The organism is Streptomyces sp. DvalAA-43 (genome assembly GCF_900091725.1).
GTDB lineage: Bacteria > Actinomycetota > Actinomycetes > Streptomycetales > Streptomycetaceae > Streptomyces > Streptomyces pulveraceus.
This window is the reverse complement of record NZ_FMBW01000064.1, coordinates 1-16003: the sequence shown is the minus strand read 5'-3', so window position 1 is coordinate 16003 and position 16003 is coordinate 1. Positions and strand designations below refer to the sequence as shown.

The window sequence follows — 16003 nt, the reverse complement described above, 5'->3', positions numbered from 1 at the left end:
GGGGCTCCCCGGCCGACCGGCCGACGCGGGACGTGGCCCCGGCCCACCGCCCGGTCCGGCGCCACCGGGCGGGAGACACGCCGATGCCCCCGTACGCGGCAAGTCCGGCCAGGGAACCCGGACAGCCGATCAGGACGAGCGCCCGCGCGGCCCCGGGCGCTCCAATGGAAGGGTGACCGCGCCCCCGGACGACTGCCTCGCGCGCAACGAGTGGCTCTGCGGGGCCTACCTCTCCAGCCGTCGCGAGATCCTCTGGGACGCCACCGTGCAACACCTCCAGCTCACCGTGGTCTCCGTGCTCATCGGACTGGCCCTCGCCGTTCCGCTCGCCCTCGCGGCGCGCCACCGGCGCTGGGCGGCGGGCCCCGTGCTCGGCGTGACGACCATCCTCTACACCGTGCCGTCGCTCGCCATGTTCTCGCTGCTGCTGCCGGTGTACGGACTCTCCGCCTCGCTCGTCGTCGCCGGACTGGTCCTGTACTCGCTCACCCTCCTCGTCCGGAACATCCTCGCCGGACTGCGCGCCGTGCCCGAGGAGACCCGGCAGGCCGCCCGCGGCATGGGGTACGGGCCCCTGCGGCTGCTGCTCGCCGTGGAGCTGCCCCTCGCCCTGCCCGCGGCCATGGCCGGACTGCGGATCGCGACCGTCTCCGCGGTCTCCCTGGTCACGGTCGGCGCGATCGTCGGGTACGGCGGACTCGGCAACCTCATCTACTCCGGGATGAACACCTACTTCAAGGCCCAGGTGCTCACCGCCTCCGTCCTCTGCGTCGTCATCGCCGTCGTCGCCGATCTGCTGCTCCTGCTCGTCCAGCGGCTGCTGACCCCATGGACCCGGAGACAGCCGTGAACACCCTGGCGGACGCCTGGTCCTGGCTCACCACCTCCGCGAACTGGTCCGGCGACGGCGGTATCTGGAACCGGCTGGGCCAGCACCTGTTCCTCACCGTCGTCTGCCTGCTGATCAGCTGTCTGATCGCGCTGCCCGTCGCCGTGGTCCTCGGTCACCTCGGCAAGGGCGGCGCGCTCGCCGTCAACCTCTCCAACATCGGCCGGGCCGTGCCCACCTTCGCCGTACTGGTGCTGCTCCTCCTCACCCCGATCGGCGGGTACGGCGAATGGCCGACCATCATCGCCCTGGTGCTCTTCGCCGTACCGCCGCTGCTCACCAACGCCTACGTCGGCATGCGGGAGGTCGACCGCGATGTCGTGCGTGCGGCCAGGGGGATGGGGATGACGGGCGGACAGCTGATGCTGGGGGTCGAGGTGCCGCTCGCCCTCCCGCTGATCCTCACCGGCGTGCGGATCGCCGCCGTCCAGCTCGTCGCGACCGCCACCCTCGCCGCACTGGCGGGCGGCGGGGGACTCGGCCGCATCATCACGGCGGGCTTCAACCTCGCCTCCACCGCGCAGGTGGTCGCCGGGGCGGTGCTGGTCGCGGCCTTCGCGCTGATCGTCGAAGGGCTCTTCGAGGCGGGCCGGCTGCTCGTCCCCGGCCGGTTCCGGGGCGGGGGATCCGGATGAGGCGACGGACCGCCGCCCCCGTGCTGGCGCTGCTGCTCTCGGCGGCCGGATGCGCCACCGGCCCCTCCCTGGAGAACCGGGGCGACGTCACCGCACCGCCGGGCGACAGCAAGCGGCTCACCATCGGATCCGCGGGATTCACCGAGAGCGATCTGCTCGCCCAGATGTACGCGCTGCTGCTGGACCGGGCCGGCTACTCCACGAAGATCATCTCCGTCACCAACCGGGAGATCTACGAACCGGCGCTGGAGAACGGCCAGATCGACGTCGTGCCGGAGTACGCCGCCACCTTCGCCGACTGGCTGAACGCCAGGAAGAACGGTGCCGACGCCACCCCGGTCGGTTCACCCGACCTCGCCGCCACCATGAAGGCGCTGCGCGCGCTGGCCGCGCCCCGTGGTCTCACCGTCCTCGACCCCGGGCGCGCCGTCGACCAGAACGCCTTCGCGGTCGCCGCCCGGTACGCGGCCGAGCACCACCTCAGAACCCTCGGTGACCTGGGCAGATCCCGGCTGCCCGTACGACTGGCGGCCGGTGACGAATGCGTGCGGCGCCCCTACTGCGCACCCGGGCTGAAGAAGACGTACGGCATCCGCATCACCGCCGTGGACCCCAAGGGCGTCGGAACCACGCAGGCCAAACAGGCCGTCCAGAAGGGTCAGGACCAGATGGTCCTGACCACCACGACCGATGCCACGCTCGACAGCTTCGGCCTCGTCCTGCTCGCCGACGACAAGCACCTCCAGAACGCCGACTACCTGGTCCCCGTCGTCAACCGGTCCCGGGCGGGCAGCGCGGGCGTACGCACGGCGCTGGGCAGTCTCAACACCGTACTGACCACCGCCGATCTGGCCCGGCTCAACGAGCAGGTCGACAGCTGGCGGCGGCTGCCCGAGGACGTGGCTCGCGACTATCTGGAGTCCAAGGGCCTCGTCCCGCGCGGCTGACCGCCGCCGCCCGCCGTCAGGCCCGCAGCCGTCCGGGCAGCCAGCCCAGCTGCACGGCCTCCTGGAACGGCCCGCCGCCCTCGTGATCGTTGAAGTCGTACACCTCGATGGTCTTGTCCGGGTGGGCGTAGGCGTTGAAGGCGGCGAAGACGGTCGAGGGCGGGCAGGTCATGTCCTCCAGCGCCGTCGAGAACAGCGCCGGTGCCCGCCCGCGCGCGGCGAAGTGCACCCCGTCGAAGTAGGAGAGCGTGGCCCGCGCCCGCTCGGCCCGGCCGCGGTGCGTCTTGAGGTAGTTGCCCACCTCGCGGTACGGGGTCCGGTCGGTGACGGTGAGGGCGCGGGGGAAGTCGCACAGGAACGGGACGTCCGGCGCGATCGCCACCAGATCGGGTATCAGCCCGCCCACGGCGAGCGTGATGCCGCCGCCCTGGCTCTCGCCGATGGCCGCGGTACGCGCCGCGTCGGCCAGCGGGTGCGAGCGCGCCGCCTCCACCGCACGCACCGCGTCGGTGAACACCCGCCGGTAGTAGTACGACTCCGGGTCCTCGATGCCACGGGTCATGAAACCGGGGTACGCCGGCGCGCTGCCCACCGGGTCGGCGGTGTCGCCGACGAGCCAGCCGCTGCCCTGGCCGCGGGTGTCCATCACGAAGTGGGCGAAACCGGCCGACGCCCAGAGCAGATGGGTGTGCGCCAGCCCCCGCCCGCCGCCGTAGCCGATGAACTCGACCACCACCGGCAGCGGCTCCGTGGTGCCCGCCGGGACGACGAACCAGCCCTTGACCGGGTGACCGCCGAAGCCCGCGAACGTCACGTCGTACACGTCGACGGTGCTCAGCCCCGTGCCGGCGCGCAGCTCGAAACGGGCGTCGAGGTCGTGGGACCGGGCCTCGTCGAGCGTCGTCGACCAGAACGCGTCGAAGTCCTCCGGCTCCACCGATCCGCTGCGGTAGTCGCGCAGCCGGTCGAGCGGAAGATCGAACTGGGACATGGGGGACCGCCTTCTTCACAGGGATGGTTGATCACACCGTACGGGGGCCCGCGGACGGTCCGGAGCGAGCCCTCCCGCGCAGGGAGGAGAAGCCGCCCGCACGGTGAAGAAGTTGTGCCCGACCTCTTGACCGATGCCCGGCCGACCCTCACAGTACTCGTTAATGCGCATTACTAATACGCATTAATCGATGTGAGGAGCCCTCGTGGAGGAACCCAGGAAGCGGGCCAGGCCCGGCCGTTCACCCGCACCGGCGGGCCGCACGGCCCGCCCGCGCCAGGCGGAGGTCGCACGGCTCGCCGGGGTCTCGCAGGCCACGGTCTCGCTGGTGCTCGCGGACAAGCGCGAGGGGCCCGCGATCTCGGAGGAGACCCGGCAGAAGGTCCTGGAGGCGGCCCGCAGTCTCGGCTACGTCCCCGACCCGGCGGCCCGCAGGCTCGCGGCGGCGCGCAACAACCTGCTGGGCGTGTTCAGCTTCACCGCGACGTTCCCGACCGATGTGCAGCACTCGTACTACCCGTTCCTGGTGGGCGTGGAGCGCGAGGCCGCGGAGCGCGGCTACGACCTGGTGCTGTTCACGGGGTCGAGCACCGGCGGCGCGGGGGCCGCCGGACCCGAAGCGCTGAGCCGGGTCCGCCTCGCCGACGGCTGCCTGTTCCTCGGCCGCCACGCACCGGTCCAGGAGCTGGGCCGGCTGGTCACCGACGGCTTCCCGGTGGTCCACCTCGGCCGCCGGGACGATCCGGAGGGCCTGCACTGGGTCGGCGCCGACTATGTGAGCGCCGCCCACGAGGTCGTCGACCACCTGGCCGCGCTCGGGCACCGGAGGATGGTGCTGATCCGCGAGGACGACGAGGCACCCGCCTCCACCGACCGTGAACACGGCTTCCTCAAGGGGCTGGAGACCGCCGGCCTGCACGGCGGACCCGAGACCGTCTTCCGTTCCGCGGACCCGGCACGCGACCTCACCCCCGAGCGGCTGCGGGGCTGGCTCGCCGACGGCGTCACCGCGTTCGTCGCCGAGGAGACCGACACCGGGGCCGCCTGGCGCGCCCTGCTCCGCGCCGTCGCCGACGCCGGGCTCGACTGCCCGCGCGACGCCTCCCTGGCGCTGCTGGGCAGTCCGCCCGCCGATCTCGCGGACGGCCCCGAACCCACCGGTTTCGACATCCCCCGCACCCGGCTCGGCGCCGCCGCCGTCCGCATGCTCGCCGCGCTGGTCGCGGGGGAGGAGGCCACCGAACCCCTGGTTGCCTGCGCCTTCCGGCCCGGCGCCACCTCGGGCCCACCACCGGCCGTCCACGGCCACTGACCAGCCTCACCCACAGCTCAAGGAGAACAGTGATACCCGAACCGGACATCCTCGTCGTGGGCGCCGGACTCGGCGGCGTCGCCGCCGCGCTCGCCGCCTGCCGCACCGGACGCACCGTCGTCCTCACCGAGGAGACCGACTGGATCGGCGGCCAGCTCACCTCCCAGGCCGTCCCCCCGGACGAGCACCCGTGGGTGGAGCAGTTCGGCACCACCGCCTCGTACCGCGGTCTGCGCGAAGGCATCCGGGCGTACTACCGCCAGTGGTACCCGATGCGTTCCGAGGCCCTCGCCCTCCCCGGCCTCAACCCGGGCGCCGGGCGCGTCAGCAAGCTCTGCCACGAACCGCGCGTCGCGCTCGCCGTGCTGGAGGCGATGCTCGCACCGCACCGGGCGGCGGGCCGCCTCACCCTGCTCACCGAGCACCGGGCCGTGGCCGCCGAGACGGACAACGATGTCATCCGGGCCGTCGCGCTGGAGAACCTCCGCACCGGCGACCGCACCACCGTCACCGCCCGCTATGTCGTCGACGCCACCGAGACCGGTGAACTCCTCGCACTCGGTGGTGTCGAGCACGCCGTCGGCGCCGAGGCGCGGAGCGAGTTCGACGAACCGCACGCCCCCGAACAGGCGCAGCCGCTCAACCAGCAGGGCATCACCGTGTGTTTCGCGCTCTCCCACCACGAGGGCGAGAACCACACCGTCGACCGCCCGGCCGACTACGACTTCTGGCGCTCCTACCGTCCCGGCTTCTGGCCCGGCCCGCTCCTCGGCTTCCAGGCGCCCGACCCCCGCTCCCTGGAATCCGTACCACGCACCTTCGTCCCCAACCCGGACGTCGACCCGCTCGCCGTCAGCGCCGACCAGAGCGCCGACGCGGGCGACAAGGAACTGTGGGGCTTCCGCCGCATCCTCGCCCGGGGAATGCACCGCCCCGGCGCCTTCGACTCCGACATCACGCTCGTCAACTGGCCGCTCAACGACTACTGGCTCAAGCCGCTGGTCGGCGCCGGGGACGAGGTCTCCGCCCAGGCGGTCGCCGAGGCACGGCAGTTGTCGCTGTCGCTGCTGTACTGGCTCCAGACCGAGGCCCCGCGCCAGGACGGCGGCACCGGATTCCCCGGACTGCGGATCCGCCCCGACATCACCGGCACCGACGACGGCCTGGCCAAGGCCCCGTACGTACGCGAGTCCCGCCGGATCAAGGCCGTCACCACCGTCACCGAGCACGACGTGGCGATCGACCTCGTCGGCCCGCACGGCGGGACCCGCCACCGCGACGCGGTCGGCGTCGGCAGCTACCGCATCGATCTGCACCCCTCCACCGGGGGCGACAACTACATCGACATCGGCTCGGTCCCGTTCGAGATCCCGCTCGGCGCCCTCGTCCCGCGCCGCGTCCGCAACCTGTTGCCCGCGGGCAAGAACATCGGCACCACCCACATCACCAACGGCTGCTACCGGCTCCACCCGGTGGAGTGGAACATCGGCGAGGTCGCCGGTGCCCTGGCCGCCCACTGCCTCACCGAGGGCGTCGAACCGCACCAGGTCCAGTCCGAGGACAAGCGGTACGAGGCGTTCGCCCGGCTGCTCGACCGCGACGGGGTCCAGCGCCACTGGCCCGACGTACGCGGCTACTGACGGTCCGTCCCGCACCCGTGGAAACGCCGGGTGGGACAGCTCCACCTGTCCCACCCGGCCCGCCCGCGCATCAACCCACCCGCACAAGGAGGTGCCCAGCCATGACCACCCACCGCATCCGCGTCGGTATCGACGTGGGCGGAACCTTCACCGACGCCGTGGCCGTCGACGCCACGACCCTCGAACTGCTGGGGCAGGTGAAGGTTCCCACCAGCCACCACCACGAGGACGGGGTCGCCCACGGCATCGTCGAGGCACTCGACCGGCTGCTGGAACAGACCGGCCGTGCCGCCGAGGACGTCGCGTTCCTGGCCCACGGCACGACACAGGCTACCAACGCCCTGCTGGAGGGCGATGTCGCCACCGTCGGACTGATCGGCATCGGAACGGGCCCCGGCGCCGTCCTCACCCGCCGGCTCGCCTCCCTCGGCAGGCTCGAACTCGCCCCGGGCAAGCGGCTCCCGCTCGCCTACGCCCATGTGGCCGACCCCGAGGACGCGGACGAGGTGCGCACCGCCGTCGACGCCGTCACCCGGGACGGCGCCCATGTCCTCGTCGCCAGCGAGCCGTTCGGCGTCGACCGGCCGGAGGGCGAGCGGGCGGTCCTCGAGGCGGCCCGTCCGCGCGGACTGCCGATGACGGCCGCGCACGAGATCACCTCCCTGTACGGGCTCGCCAAGCGGACCCGTACCGCTGTGGTCAACGCCGCGATCCTGCCGCGCATGCTGGCCACCGCGGACCTCGTCGACACCTCCATCACCAAGGCCGGGGTGCACGCGCCGCTGATGGTGATGCGGTGCGACGGCGGGGTGATGTCGCTCGACGAGATGCGCAGACGCCCGCTGCTGACCGTGCTCTCCGGCCCCGCCGCGGGGGTCGCGGGCGCACTGATGCGGGAACGCATCAGCGAGGGCCTCTTCCTGGAGACCGGCGGGACCTCCACCGACATCAGCGTCGTGCGCCGGGGCAAGGTCGCCGTCCGGCACGCCACCATCCTCGGCAAGACGTCCTACCTCTCCGCGCTCGACGTACGGACCGTCGGGGTCGGCGGCGGGTCCATGGTCCGGATCGGCGGCGGCAGGGTCGTCGGCGTCGGACCCCGCAGCGCGCACATCGCCGGACTGCCGTACGCCTGCTTCGCCACCCTGGACGAACTGCGCGACGCGCGCCTCACCACCGTCCGCCCCATGGCGGGCGACCCCGACGATTACGCCGTGATCGACGCGGCCGGCGGACGGTACGCGCTCACCATGACCTGCGCGGCCAACGCACTGGGCCGGGTGCCCGAGGGCGACTTCGCCCGCTGCGACCAGGACGTCGCCCAGGCCGCGCTGGCCCCGCTGGCCGCCGCGCTGTCCACCGATGTCGCGACCGCGGCCGCCCGGCTCCTGGACGCCGGTGTCGAACAGGTCAGGGCCGTGACCGACGCCATGATCCGCGACTACCGGCTGGAGAAGGACACCGCGGTGCTGGTCGGGGGCGGCGGGGGCGCCGCGTCCGTCACCCCGCACCTGGCCTCCGTCACCGGACAGGAGGGCCGGATCGCCCGGCACAGCGAGGTCATCAGCCCCATCGGTGTCGCCCTCGCCCTGGTCCGCGAGCAGATCGAGCGGATCATCCCGGGCGCCGGCCAGGAACAGATCCTCGCCGTCCGCGCGGAGGCCGAGGCGGCCGTCGTGGCCCAGGGAGCCGCCGCCGACGGCGTGGAGGTCGAGGTGACCGTGGACCCGCAGACCAGCACCGTCCGGGCGGTGGCCACCGGCGCCACCGAACTCCGCAACCGGGACCGCACCCACCGGGCCGACGAGCGCGAACGGCTGTGCGCCGCGGCGGCCAGCCTCAAGGCCGACCCGGCGGACGTGGACATCCTGGCCGCCACCCCCGCCCACACCGTCTACGGCACCGAGGTCCGGCGCCGCTTCCGCACCACCCGGCACCCGGTGCGGGTCGTCGACGCCGACGGTGTCGTCCGGCTGCACGCCCCCGACGCCCTGGTGGAGACCACCACCGTCGCCGCCGCCCCCGAGACGCTCGCCCGGCTCGTCGGCGAGGCCACCTCCTACGGCGACGGCGGGGTCCGCGCCCCCGCCCTGCGGCTGCTCATCGGCTCCCGCATCGCCGACCTCTCCGGCGTCCTGGACCCACAGCCGCTGCTCGCCCTGGCCCGCAGCGAACTCGGCACCCGCGCCGCCGACGAGCCCGTGATCGCCGTCGTGGAGGTACGGACATGACCGCGCCCCCCGACCTCGCCGCCACGGACGACATCGAATTCGGCGTGCGGCTCCTCGCGGCCACCCCCACCCACGAAGGACGCGACCGCGACCTGCTGCGCCACTGGGCCACCGTGGCCACGGAGTTCGGCGCCCGGCTCGGCCCCGTCCCGTCCCGCGCCCGCGTCGTCGAACGCGACGGCGGGCTGGCCCACGGCCTCCTCGCCCGCTACACCTCGCGCCCCGCCACCGTCGAGCTGTACACCGACACCCTCGCCCGCGCGGAGGCCCTGGTCGACGAGCGCGGCTGGCGCCACTGGTACCCGGCGGGCTCGGTGCGCGCAGCGGCCCTCGCCCACGAGGCCGTCCATGAACTGCTCCACCACGGCCCGGCGAAGGCGGAACTGAAACACGCCCTCGGCCATGTCGTGCTGCGCGCCGGACGCCGACGCCTGTACGGGCATGTCGCCGGGGCCGAGGAGATCGCCGCCCACGCCCACGCCCGCACCGTCTGCGGACTCGGCCGCAGCCCGCTGCTGCTCACCGCCGCACTGGCCACCGCCGACACGCACCCCGTCACCGCACCGCACGGAAGAGAGAAGTAACGCCATGGGCGTCGTCATCCTCCTCGTCATGGCGGCCGGTGTCGCCGCGATGCTCACCCGTAGACTCCCCACCGCCTTCGCGCTCGTCGTCCTGGCCGTCGTCATCGCCCTCGTCGCGGGCGCCCCGCTCACCGGCAAGGACAGCGTCCTGGACACGGTCCTCCAGGACGGCGCGCCCGCGCTCGCCGCCACCATGATCGCCATCCTGCTCGGCTCCTGGCTCGGCAAGCTCCTGGACGAGACCGGCATCGCGGGCACCCTCGTCCGCAAGATCGTCGAATTCGGCGGCGACCGCCCGGTCGTGGTGGCCCTCGGCGTCCTCGCCGTCTCCACCCTCGTCGGTACGGTGACGGGCTCCGCGCCCGCCGCGATGCTCGCCGGAATCATCGGCATCCCCGCGATGATCGCCGTCGGCATCCCCAAGGTCACCGCGGCCGGCACGATCCTCATGGGCATCGCGGCCGGAATGCCGTTCGAGCTCCCGGTCTGGCAGTTCTTCTCCACCGCGCTGGAACTGCCCGTCCCCACCGTGCGCGGATTCATGATCAAGCTGTTCCCGTTCGCACTGGCCGCCGCGGTCCTCTTCGTCCTGATCGAGTCCCGCCGGCGCGGCGTCGAACACACCTGGTCCGCCAAGTCCCTCGCGCCGAAGCCGCGTCCGGGCCGACGCGCCCGGCTCGGCGACGCCCCCTGGTACGCGCTGCTCACGCCGGTCGTCCCCCTGGTCCTGGCCCTCGGCCTCGATGTGGCCATCGTTCCGTCGCTGCTCGCGGGTGTGCTGTGCTGCCTGGTCACCACCACCCGGCCGCGCGAGATGAACAAGCGGCTGCTGCGCACCCTCTACGGTGGTTTCGAGGTGGCCGCCGCGCCGATCACCCTGTTCATCGCCATCGGCATCCTGCTCGCGGCCGTGAAACTGCCCGGTGCCATCGACGCGCTCGAACCCCTCGTCAAGGCGGTCAGCCCGCAGAACGCCGTGCTGTTCGTGCTGGTCTTCACCGTCCTGGTGCCGCTCTGCCTCTACCGCGGCCCGCTCAACGTCTTCGGTCTCGGCGCGGGTATCGCCGGTGTCCTGATCGCCGCCGGTATCTACCCCGCCACCGCGGTGCTGGGCCTGGCCACCTCGTACAACCAGGTGTTCGGCGTCGCCGACCCCACGAGCACCCAGACCGTGTGGAGCGCGCAGTACGCGGGCGTCACCCCGCAGCAGGTGATGGTGCGTACCCTGCCGTACGTCTGGGCCGTCGCCCTCGGCGGCTTCTGCGTGACCGCCGCCACCTACCTCTGACCCGGTCGCCCGGACCCCGTCCCGCCCGCGGGCGTCGCGCACACGCCGCCCGGGGGCGGGACTACGCGTCCGAGACCGAGTCGAAGCGCACCTCGTCCCGGCCCACGCCCCGCGCGTCCGCGTCGACCGAGCGGCGCAGCGCCTCATGGAGCTTGGCCGGGGTCAGTACGCCGAGGAACCGGGAGCCGTCCAGTACCGCGACCCATCCCGCGTCGTGCTGGAGCATCTCGCTGAACGCCTGCTTCAACGGGGCCCCGACCGGTACCCAGGCGTCCATCCTGCGGGCCAGTTCGCCGACCGTGCCGTGCTCACCGGCGATCCGCAGCGCGTCCGCCGCCACCCAGCCGTGCAGATCGCCCTCGCCGTTCAGCACCACGGCCCAGCGGGCGCCCGTGGCGCCCAGCCGTGCCGCCGCCGCGGCGACCGGCTCGTCCAGCCGGGCGACCGGCGGCTCCTCCAGGTCGTCCGGCTCGATGGTGGTGACCGAGAGCCGCTTCAGGCCCCGGTCGGCGCCGACGAACTCGGCCACGTACGGAGTCGCGGGGGATCCGAGGACGGCGCCCGGGGTGTCGAACTGCTCGATGCGCCCCGCCCCGTACACCGCGATCCGGTCGCCCATCCGGACCGCCTCCTCGATGTCATGGGTGACCATCAGGACCGTCTTGCGGACCGTCGCCTGGAGGCTCAGGAATTCGTTCTGCAGTCGCTCGCGCACCACCGGGTCGACCGCGCCGAACGGCTCGTCCATCAGCAGCACCGGCGGATCAGCGGCCAACGCCCTTGCCACCCCCACCCGTTGGCGCTGTCCGCCGGAGAGCTGCGCGGGGTAGCGGGAGCCGTACGTCGTCGGGTCGAGGCCCACCAGATCCAGCAGCTCGGCCGCCCGTTCGCGGGCCCTCGCCCGCTTCCAGCCGACCAGTGCGGGAACGGTCGCGGTGTTGTCGAGGACCGTGCGGTGCGGGAAGAGACCGACCTGCTGGATGACATAGCCGATCCGGCGGCGCAGCTTCACCGGGTCGACGCCGGAGATGTCCTCGCCGTCGACGAGGATCCGGCCCGAGGAAGGCTCGATCAGCCGGTTCACCATCATCATCGTGGTGGTCTTGCCGCAGCCGGACGGTCCGACGAGCGTGACCAGCTCCCCCTCGGCGACCTCGAAGGAGAGGCCGTCGACCGCGCTGGTGCCGTCCGGATACACCTTGCCGACCTGCTCGAACCGGATCATGCCTGCACGGTAGGGGGCGTCCGGGCGGTGCGCACACGGGCCGCGACCGTCCGTGTCACGGCCGTGTGCTGAACTGTCCGTGGCACATCTGATTCAGGAGCACCTTGTGAGCAGCTACCAGCACCCCGGCATCGTCTTCACCGACCGCTATTTCACGGTCCCGCTCGATCACAGCGATCCGGGCGGTGAGCAGATCGAGATCTTCGGCAGGGAGGCCGTGGCGAGCGGCAGGACCGGCGAGGAGCTGCCGTGGCTGGTCTACCTGGAGGGCGGGCCCGGCTTCGGCGCCCGGCGTTTCATCGGGGCGGAGGCCTGGCTGGGCCGGGCCGTGCGGGAATTCCGGGTACTGCTGCTCGACCAGCGCGGCACCGGCCTCTCCACCCCGGCCAACCGGCAGACCCTGCCGCTGCGCGGCGGCCCGCGCGAGCAGGCCGACTACCTCGCCCATTTCCGGTCCGACGCGATCGTGCGCGACTGCGAGCTGATCCGCCCGCAGCTGACCGGCGGCGAGCCGTGGACGGTCCTCGGCCAGTCCTTCGGCGGTTTCTGCGCCGTCCGCTATCTGTCGGCCGCCCCCGAAGGGCTCAGCACCGTCCTCATCACCGGTGGTCTGCCGTCCCTGGACGCGCACGCCGACGACGTGTACCGCGCCGCCTATCCCCGGATCGAGCGCAAGGTCGCCGCCCACTACGCCCGCTACCCGCAGGACGTCGAGCGTGCCCGGGAGATCACCGCGCACCTCGCGGAGCACCGCCCCGAAAGCGCCGGACACCGCCTGACGCCCGAGGGGTTCCAGTCCCTCGGCATCATGCTGGGCGGCGGCAATGGCAGCCACCAGCTGCACTACCTGCTGGAGAACGCCTTCGTCCGCACGCCGCTCGGCACCGAGCTCTCCGACACCTTCCAGGAGGCCGTGCGGGCCGCCACCTCGTTCGCCGGGCACCCGTTGTACGCGCTGATGCACGAGGCGATCTACGGTCAGGGCGGGCGGTCCACCGGCTGGTCGGCCGAGCGGGTCCGTGCCGAATTCCCGCAGTTCGACGCCGCCGAGGCGCTCAAGGGGGACGGACCGGTGCTCTTCACGGGCGAGAGCATCCACCCCTGGCACTTCGAGGTGGATCCGGCGCTGCGCCCGCTGCGCGAGACCGCCGAACTGCTGGCCGCCCGTGCCGACTGGGCGCCGCTGTACGACACCGAGCGGCTGGCGGCCAATCAGGTGCCGGTCGCGGCCGCCGTCTACCACGACGACATGTACGTCGACACGGAACACGCGCTGCGCACCGCGGCGTCGATCCGGGGGCTGCGCACCTGGGTGACCAATGAGTACGAGCACGACGGGCTGCGCGCGGGCGGCCCCCGGGTGCTGGACCGGCTGCTCGCCCTGGTCCGGGACGAGGCCTGACCGCTGCCACGACGGGAGGAGCCGGTCGCGCGGCGTGCGCGACCGGCTCCTCCCGCGTACGGAACGAAGGGCGTCAGCCCTGGAGGGCGTGGAGCGTGTCGTCCAGGCCGGCGGCCGACCGCGGGGCCCGGTTGTACGGAAGCTTCGACAGCGCGGCCGCCATGCCGCAGGTGTTGGTCACCGCGGAGAACACGAGACCGGAGCCGACGCCGGCGGAGATCCAGCGTGCCGCGGGGAAACGTACCCCGGCGAGCAGACCGGCCACCACGAGGGAACCGGCGGCGAGCCGGACCTGACGTTCCATCGGCCAGGTCGCGCGGGCCCCGGCGGGGTGGTCGAGACCGTGGCCCTCGCTCTCCCAGGCGGAGGTGCCGCCGGAGAGCGTCACGGCGTCGATGTCGGCGTCGGCGAGAATGTCGCAGGCCCGGGTGGAGCGGACGCCGGAGGCGCACACCACGAGCAGCGAACCACGGGCCGCGGCGGACTTCAGCGCGGGAACCGCCTCGGAGAGGCGGTCCAGCGGGACGTTCAGCGCACCGGGAACATGCCCGGAGGCGTACTCGCCGGGGGCCCGCACATCGATGACGGTGAACTCCGCGAGGCGGGCCGCGGCCTGGGCGGGGGAGAGGGAGACGGGGCTGGTCACGAGCAGTGTGTCCTTTCGTTCACCGGGGTTCGGGAGGGATGCGGTCCCCCTTCCCCGGTCAGGCTAGAATACCCCTTGGGGTATCAGGAGGAGGATGTTGTGGAACTCGACATGGCGGCCGACGAACTGAAATCGGTCCTCAACCGCCTTCGCCGCGCACAGGGCCAGCTCGCCGGGATCATCAGGATGATCGAGGAGGGCCGGGACTGCGAGGACGTGATCACGCAGATGGCGGCCGTGTCCCGGGCGCTGGACCGGGCCGGTTTCGCGATCATCGCGACGGGTCTGCAGCACTGCATGGCCGACGGCGGCCAGGAGCCGGCGGACCGCGACCAGATGCGGGCGCGGCTGGAGAAGCTCTTTCTCTCGCTGGCCTGAGCGGGCCGGGGGCGGTGCGCCGGTTCATGCCACGGCGTCGACGAGCATGAACACGGCCACGGCCAGCAGCACCGCGCCGAAGATCCGTTGCAGGGCGGCCACGGGAACCCGCGCGGCCAGTCGCTGCCCGTCCCAGGCGCCGAGCACCGCCGCCGCCGTGAACGGCGCGATGACCGCCCAGTCCAGCGTGGTGGGCGTGGTGAGCCGGGTGGCCAGCGCGGCCGTGGAGTTCACCGTGATGACCAGCAGACTGGTGCCGACCGCCTCGGCCATCGGCACGGCGACCACGGCGACCAGCGCGGGCACCACGAGGAACCCGCCGCCCACGCCGAGGAACCCGGTCACCGTGCCGAGTCCGGCGCCCGTCCGCGCGACCCGTCCGGCGGGCGGGGCGGCCGTGCTCGCCCCGGCCCGCGCCGCCGCCTCGCCCTTCGGGCGGAGCATCCGCACCGCGGCGACCGCCGCGAGCACGGCGAACCCGGCCGTCAGCACCCCGGCCGGTACCCGCGCCGACAGGGCCCCGGCGATCGCGGCCGGAACGATCCCGGCCGCTGCGAACAGGCCTCCGGTACGCCAGCGGACCCGGCCGTGGCGGGCGTGGGCGACCAGTCCGGTGAGGGACGTCGCGATGACGATGAGGAGCGCGGCGGTGGTGGCCGCGGCCGGATCGAAGCCGAGCAGGTAGATCAGCGCGGGGACGGCGAGCACACTGCCGCCGCCGCCCAAGCCGCCGAGCGCCAGGCCGACCAGCGCACCGGCGGCCGACGCCAGGATCAGGGTGTTCACGGGGCGGGGACGGTGAGGCGGAGTCCGGCCTGCGCCGCCGCGTCGAAACCGTCGTCGACGGCCACCGTCCCCCGCCCCGCCGCGTCCAGCATCGACGCGGCGATCGCCGCGCGCGTCCCGCCCGCGCAGTGCACCCAGACGACACCCGGCGGCACCTCGCCCAGCCGTTCCCGCAGTTCGTGCAGCGGGATGTGCACCGCCCCCGCGATCGCACCCGCGCGGTGCTCGGCGTTTCTGCGCACATCGAGGACCACCGGGTCCTCGCCCCGCTCCCGGGCCGCCGCCAGGCCCGCGAAGTCGGACCTGCGCGACGACCGCAGCTTTGATGCCGTGCCCGCCCAGTCCTCGGGGCCGCCGGTGGCCGCGGCGACCGGACGGCCCACGCCGACCCGGGACAGTTCCCGCTGGGCGTCCGCGATGTCGGCGGCGGTGCTCGCCAGGAGAGTGACCGGCTTGCCCCACGGGATCAGCCAGGCCAGATACGTCGCGAGCCGGCCCTCGCCCTCGAAGTTGAACGACCCGGCGACATGCCCTTCGGCGAACGCCACCCGGCTGCGCAGATCCACCACCCACTCGCCCGCGGCCAGCCGCCGGGCTATCTCCTCGGCGTCGGCCGGGTCGGGCGGGGTCAGATCCAGCGGGGCCGGTCCCGCGGCATTGGCCGGGCCCATGTGCGCGTAGTACGCGGGGACGTCGTCCAGCGCGGCGAGCAGCTCCGCGACAAAGGTGTCCACGTCCTTGACCAGCGCGTCGTTCCGCCCGCGTTCATCGCCGATCGTCGTGGCCGACCCCTCGGCCTGCGAGGACGAACAGAAGCTGCCGAAGCCGTGCGTGGGCAGCACGGGCACGGCGTCCGCGAGCTCATCGGCGAGCCGGTGCACGGAGGCGTGCTGGGCGCGGGCCAGTGCGGCGGTGAGCCGGGGCTCCACCAGATCGGGCCGGCCCACACTGCCGATCAGCAGCGAGCCACCGGTGAAGACGGCCACGTCGCGGCCCTCCTCCGCCAGCACGTACGAGGTGTGGTGCGGGGTGTGCCCGGGGGTGGCGAG

15 protein-coding genes are annotated in these 16003 nt (G+C 73.2%); 10 read left to right on the top strand and 5 right to left on the bottom strand.

All coding sequences use genetic code 11. The features are described 5' to 3' along the window. Positions 1-172 precede the first annotated feature (172 nt). The 3 genes from GA0115234_RS25945 to GA0115234_RS25935 are packed head-to-tail and all read left to right on the top strand — an operon-like array spanning position 173 to position 2471. Positions 173-850, top strand: coding sequence for an ABC transporter permease (locus GA0115234_RS25945; RefSeq protein ID WP_093546210.1), 678 nt, complete (start codon positions 173-175; stop codon positions 848-850). Then, positions 847-1524: an ABC transporter permease gene (locus tag GA0115234_RS25940; protein WP_093546207.1), complete on the top strand. Its 678-nt coding sequence runs from the start codon at positions 847-849 to the stop codon at positions 1522-1524. Before GA0115234_RS25945 ends, GA0115234_RS25940 begins: the two co-directional genes overlap by 4 nt. Next, complete coding sequence (locus GA0115234_RS25935; protein WP_093546205.1) at positions 1521-2471, top strand: ABC transporter substrate-binding protein; 951 nt, start codon at positions 1521-1523, stop codon at positions 2469-2471. The genes GA0115234_RS25940 and GA0115234_RS25935 overlap by 4 nt, the downstream gene beginning before the upstream one ends. A gap of 16 nt (positions 2472-2487) precedes the next feature. Here the strand turns inward: GA0115234_RS25935 and GA0115234_RS25930 are convergent, their stop codons facing one another. Next, the gene (locus GA0115234_RS25930; RefSeq protein ID WP_093546202.1) at positions 2488-3462 is read right to left on the bottom strand and encodes an acetylxylan esterase; all 975 of its coding nucleotides are present in this window, start codon (positions 3460-3462) and stop codon (positions 2488-2490) included. A gap of 205 nt (positions 3463-3667) precedes the next feature. Here GA0115234_RS25930 and GA0115234_RS25925 point away from each other — a divergent pair, with 205 nt between their 5' ends. The 5 genes from GA0115234_RS25925 to GA0115234_RS25905 all read left to right on the top strand — a co-directional run bounded on the left by GA0115234_RS25925 (position 3668) and on the right by GA0115234_RS25905 (position 10517). Next, complete coding sequence (locus tag GA0115234_RS25925) at positions 3668-4774, top strand: LacI family DNA-binding transcriptional regulator (protein WP_093546199.1); 1107 nt, start codon at positions 3668-3670, stop codon at positions 4772-4774. Between the two features lie 29 nt (positions 4775-4803). Continuing rightward, a complete protein-coding gene (locus GA0115234_RS25920) occupies positions 4804-6414 on the top strand; it encodes an FAD-dependent oxidoreductase (protein WP_093546196.1) in 1611 nt (536 codons plus the stop codon). Positions 6415-6515: 101 nt separating this feature from the next. Then, positions 6516-8645 carry a hydantoinase/oxoprolinase family protein gene (locus tag GA0115234_RS25915; RefSeq protein WP_093546192.1) on the top strand — a complete coding sequence of 710 codons (2130 nt, stop codon included), beginning with the start codon at positions 6516-6518 and terminating at the stop codon, positions 8643-8645. After that, positions 8642-9229: a hypothetical protein gene (locus tag GA0115234_RS25910; protein ID WP_093546189.1), complete on the top strand. Its 588-nt coding sequence runs from the start codon at positions 8642-8644 to the stop codon at positions 9227-9229. The genes GA0115234_RS25915 and GA0115234_RS25910 overlap by 4 nt, the downstream gene beginning before the upstream one ends. Positions 9230-9233: 4 nt before the next feature. Then, positions 9234-10517 (top strand): TRAP transporter large permease subunit, encoded by a 1284-nt coding sequence (locus tag GA0115234_RS25905; protein WP_093546186.1) that lies wholly within the window; start codon positions 9234-9236, stop codon positions 10515-10517. Positions 10518-10578: 61 nt separating this feature from the next. Here the strand turns inward: GA0115234_RS25905 and GA0115234_RS25900 are convergent, their stop codons facing one another. Then, positions 10579-11742, bottom strand: a complete 1164-nt coding sequence (locus tag GA0115234_RS25900) for an ABC transporter ATP-binding protein (protein WP_093546184.1) — start codon at positions 11740-11742, stop codon at positions 10579-10581. Positions 11743-11848: 106 nt separating this feature from the next. On the opposite strand from GA0115234_RS25900, the gene GA0115234_RS25895 reads away from it, so the two are divergent. After that, positions 11849-13144, top strand: a complete 1296-nt coding sequence (locus GA0115234_RS25895) for an alpha/beta fold hydrolase (protein ID WP_093546181.1) — start codon at positions 11849-11851, stop codon at positions 13142-13144. 73 nt (positions 13145-13217) lie between these two features. On the opposite strand, the gene GA0115234_RS25890 is transcribed toward GA0115234_RS25895, so the two are convergent. Continuing rightward, positions 13218-13790 carry a rhodanese-like domain-containing protein gene (locus GA0115234_RS25890; RefSeq protein WP_093546178.1) on the bottom strand — a complete coding sequence of 191 codons (573 nt, stop codon included), beginning with the start codon at positions 13788-13790 and terminating at the stop codon, positions 13218-13220. A gap of 99 nt (positions 13791-13889) precedes the next feature. Here GA0115234_RS25890 and GA0115234_RS25885 point away from each other — a divergent pair, with 99 nt between their 5' ends. Further along, positions 13890-14168 (top strand): metal-sensitive transcriptional regulator, encoded by a 279-nt coding sequence (locus GA0115234_RS25885; protein ID WP_093546175.1) that lies wholly within the window; start codon positions 13890-13892, stop codon positions 14166-14168. Positions 14169-14192: 24 nt separating this feature from the next. On the opposite strand, the gene GA0115234_RS25880 is transcribed toward GA0115234_RS25885, so the two are convergent. Both GA0115234_RS25880 and GA0115234_RS25875 read right to left on the bottom strand, forming a co-directional pair. Next, positions 14193-14954 carry a sulfite exporter TauE/SafE family protein gene (locus GA0115234_RS25880; RefSeq protein ID WP_093546171.1) on the bottom strand — a complete coding sequence of 254 codons (762 nt, stop codon included), beginning with the start codon at positions 14952-14954 and terminating at the stop codon, positions 14193-14195. Further along, positions 14951-16003: rhodanese-like domain-containing protein (locus GA0115234_RS25875; protein ID WP_107405813.1), on the bottom strand; the 1053-nt coding region annotated here is incomplete at its 5' end. The genes GA0115234_RS25880 and GA0115234_RS25875, both read right to left, overlap by 4 nt.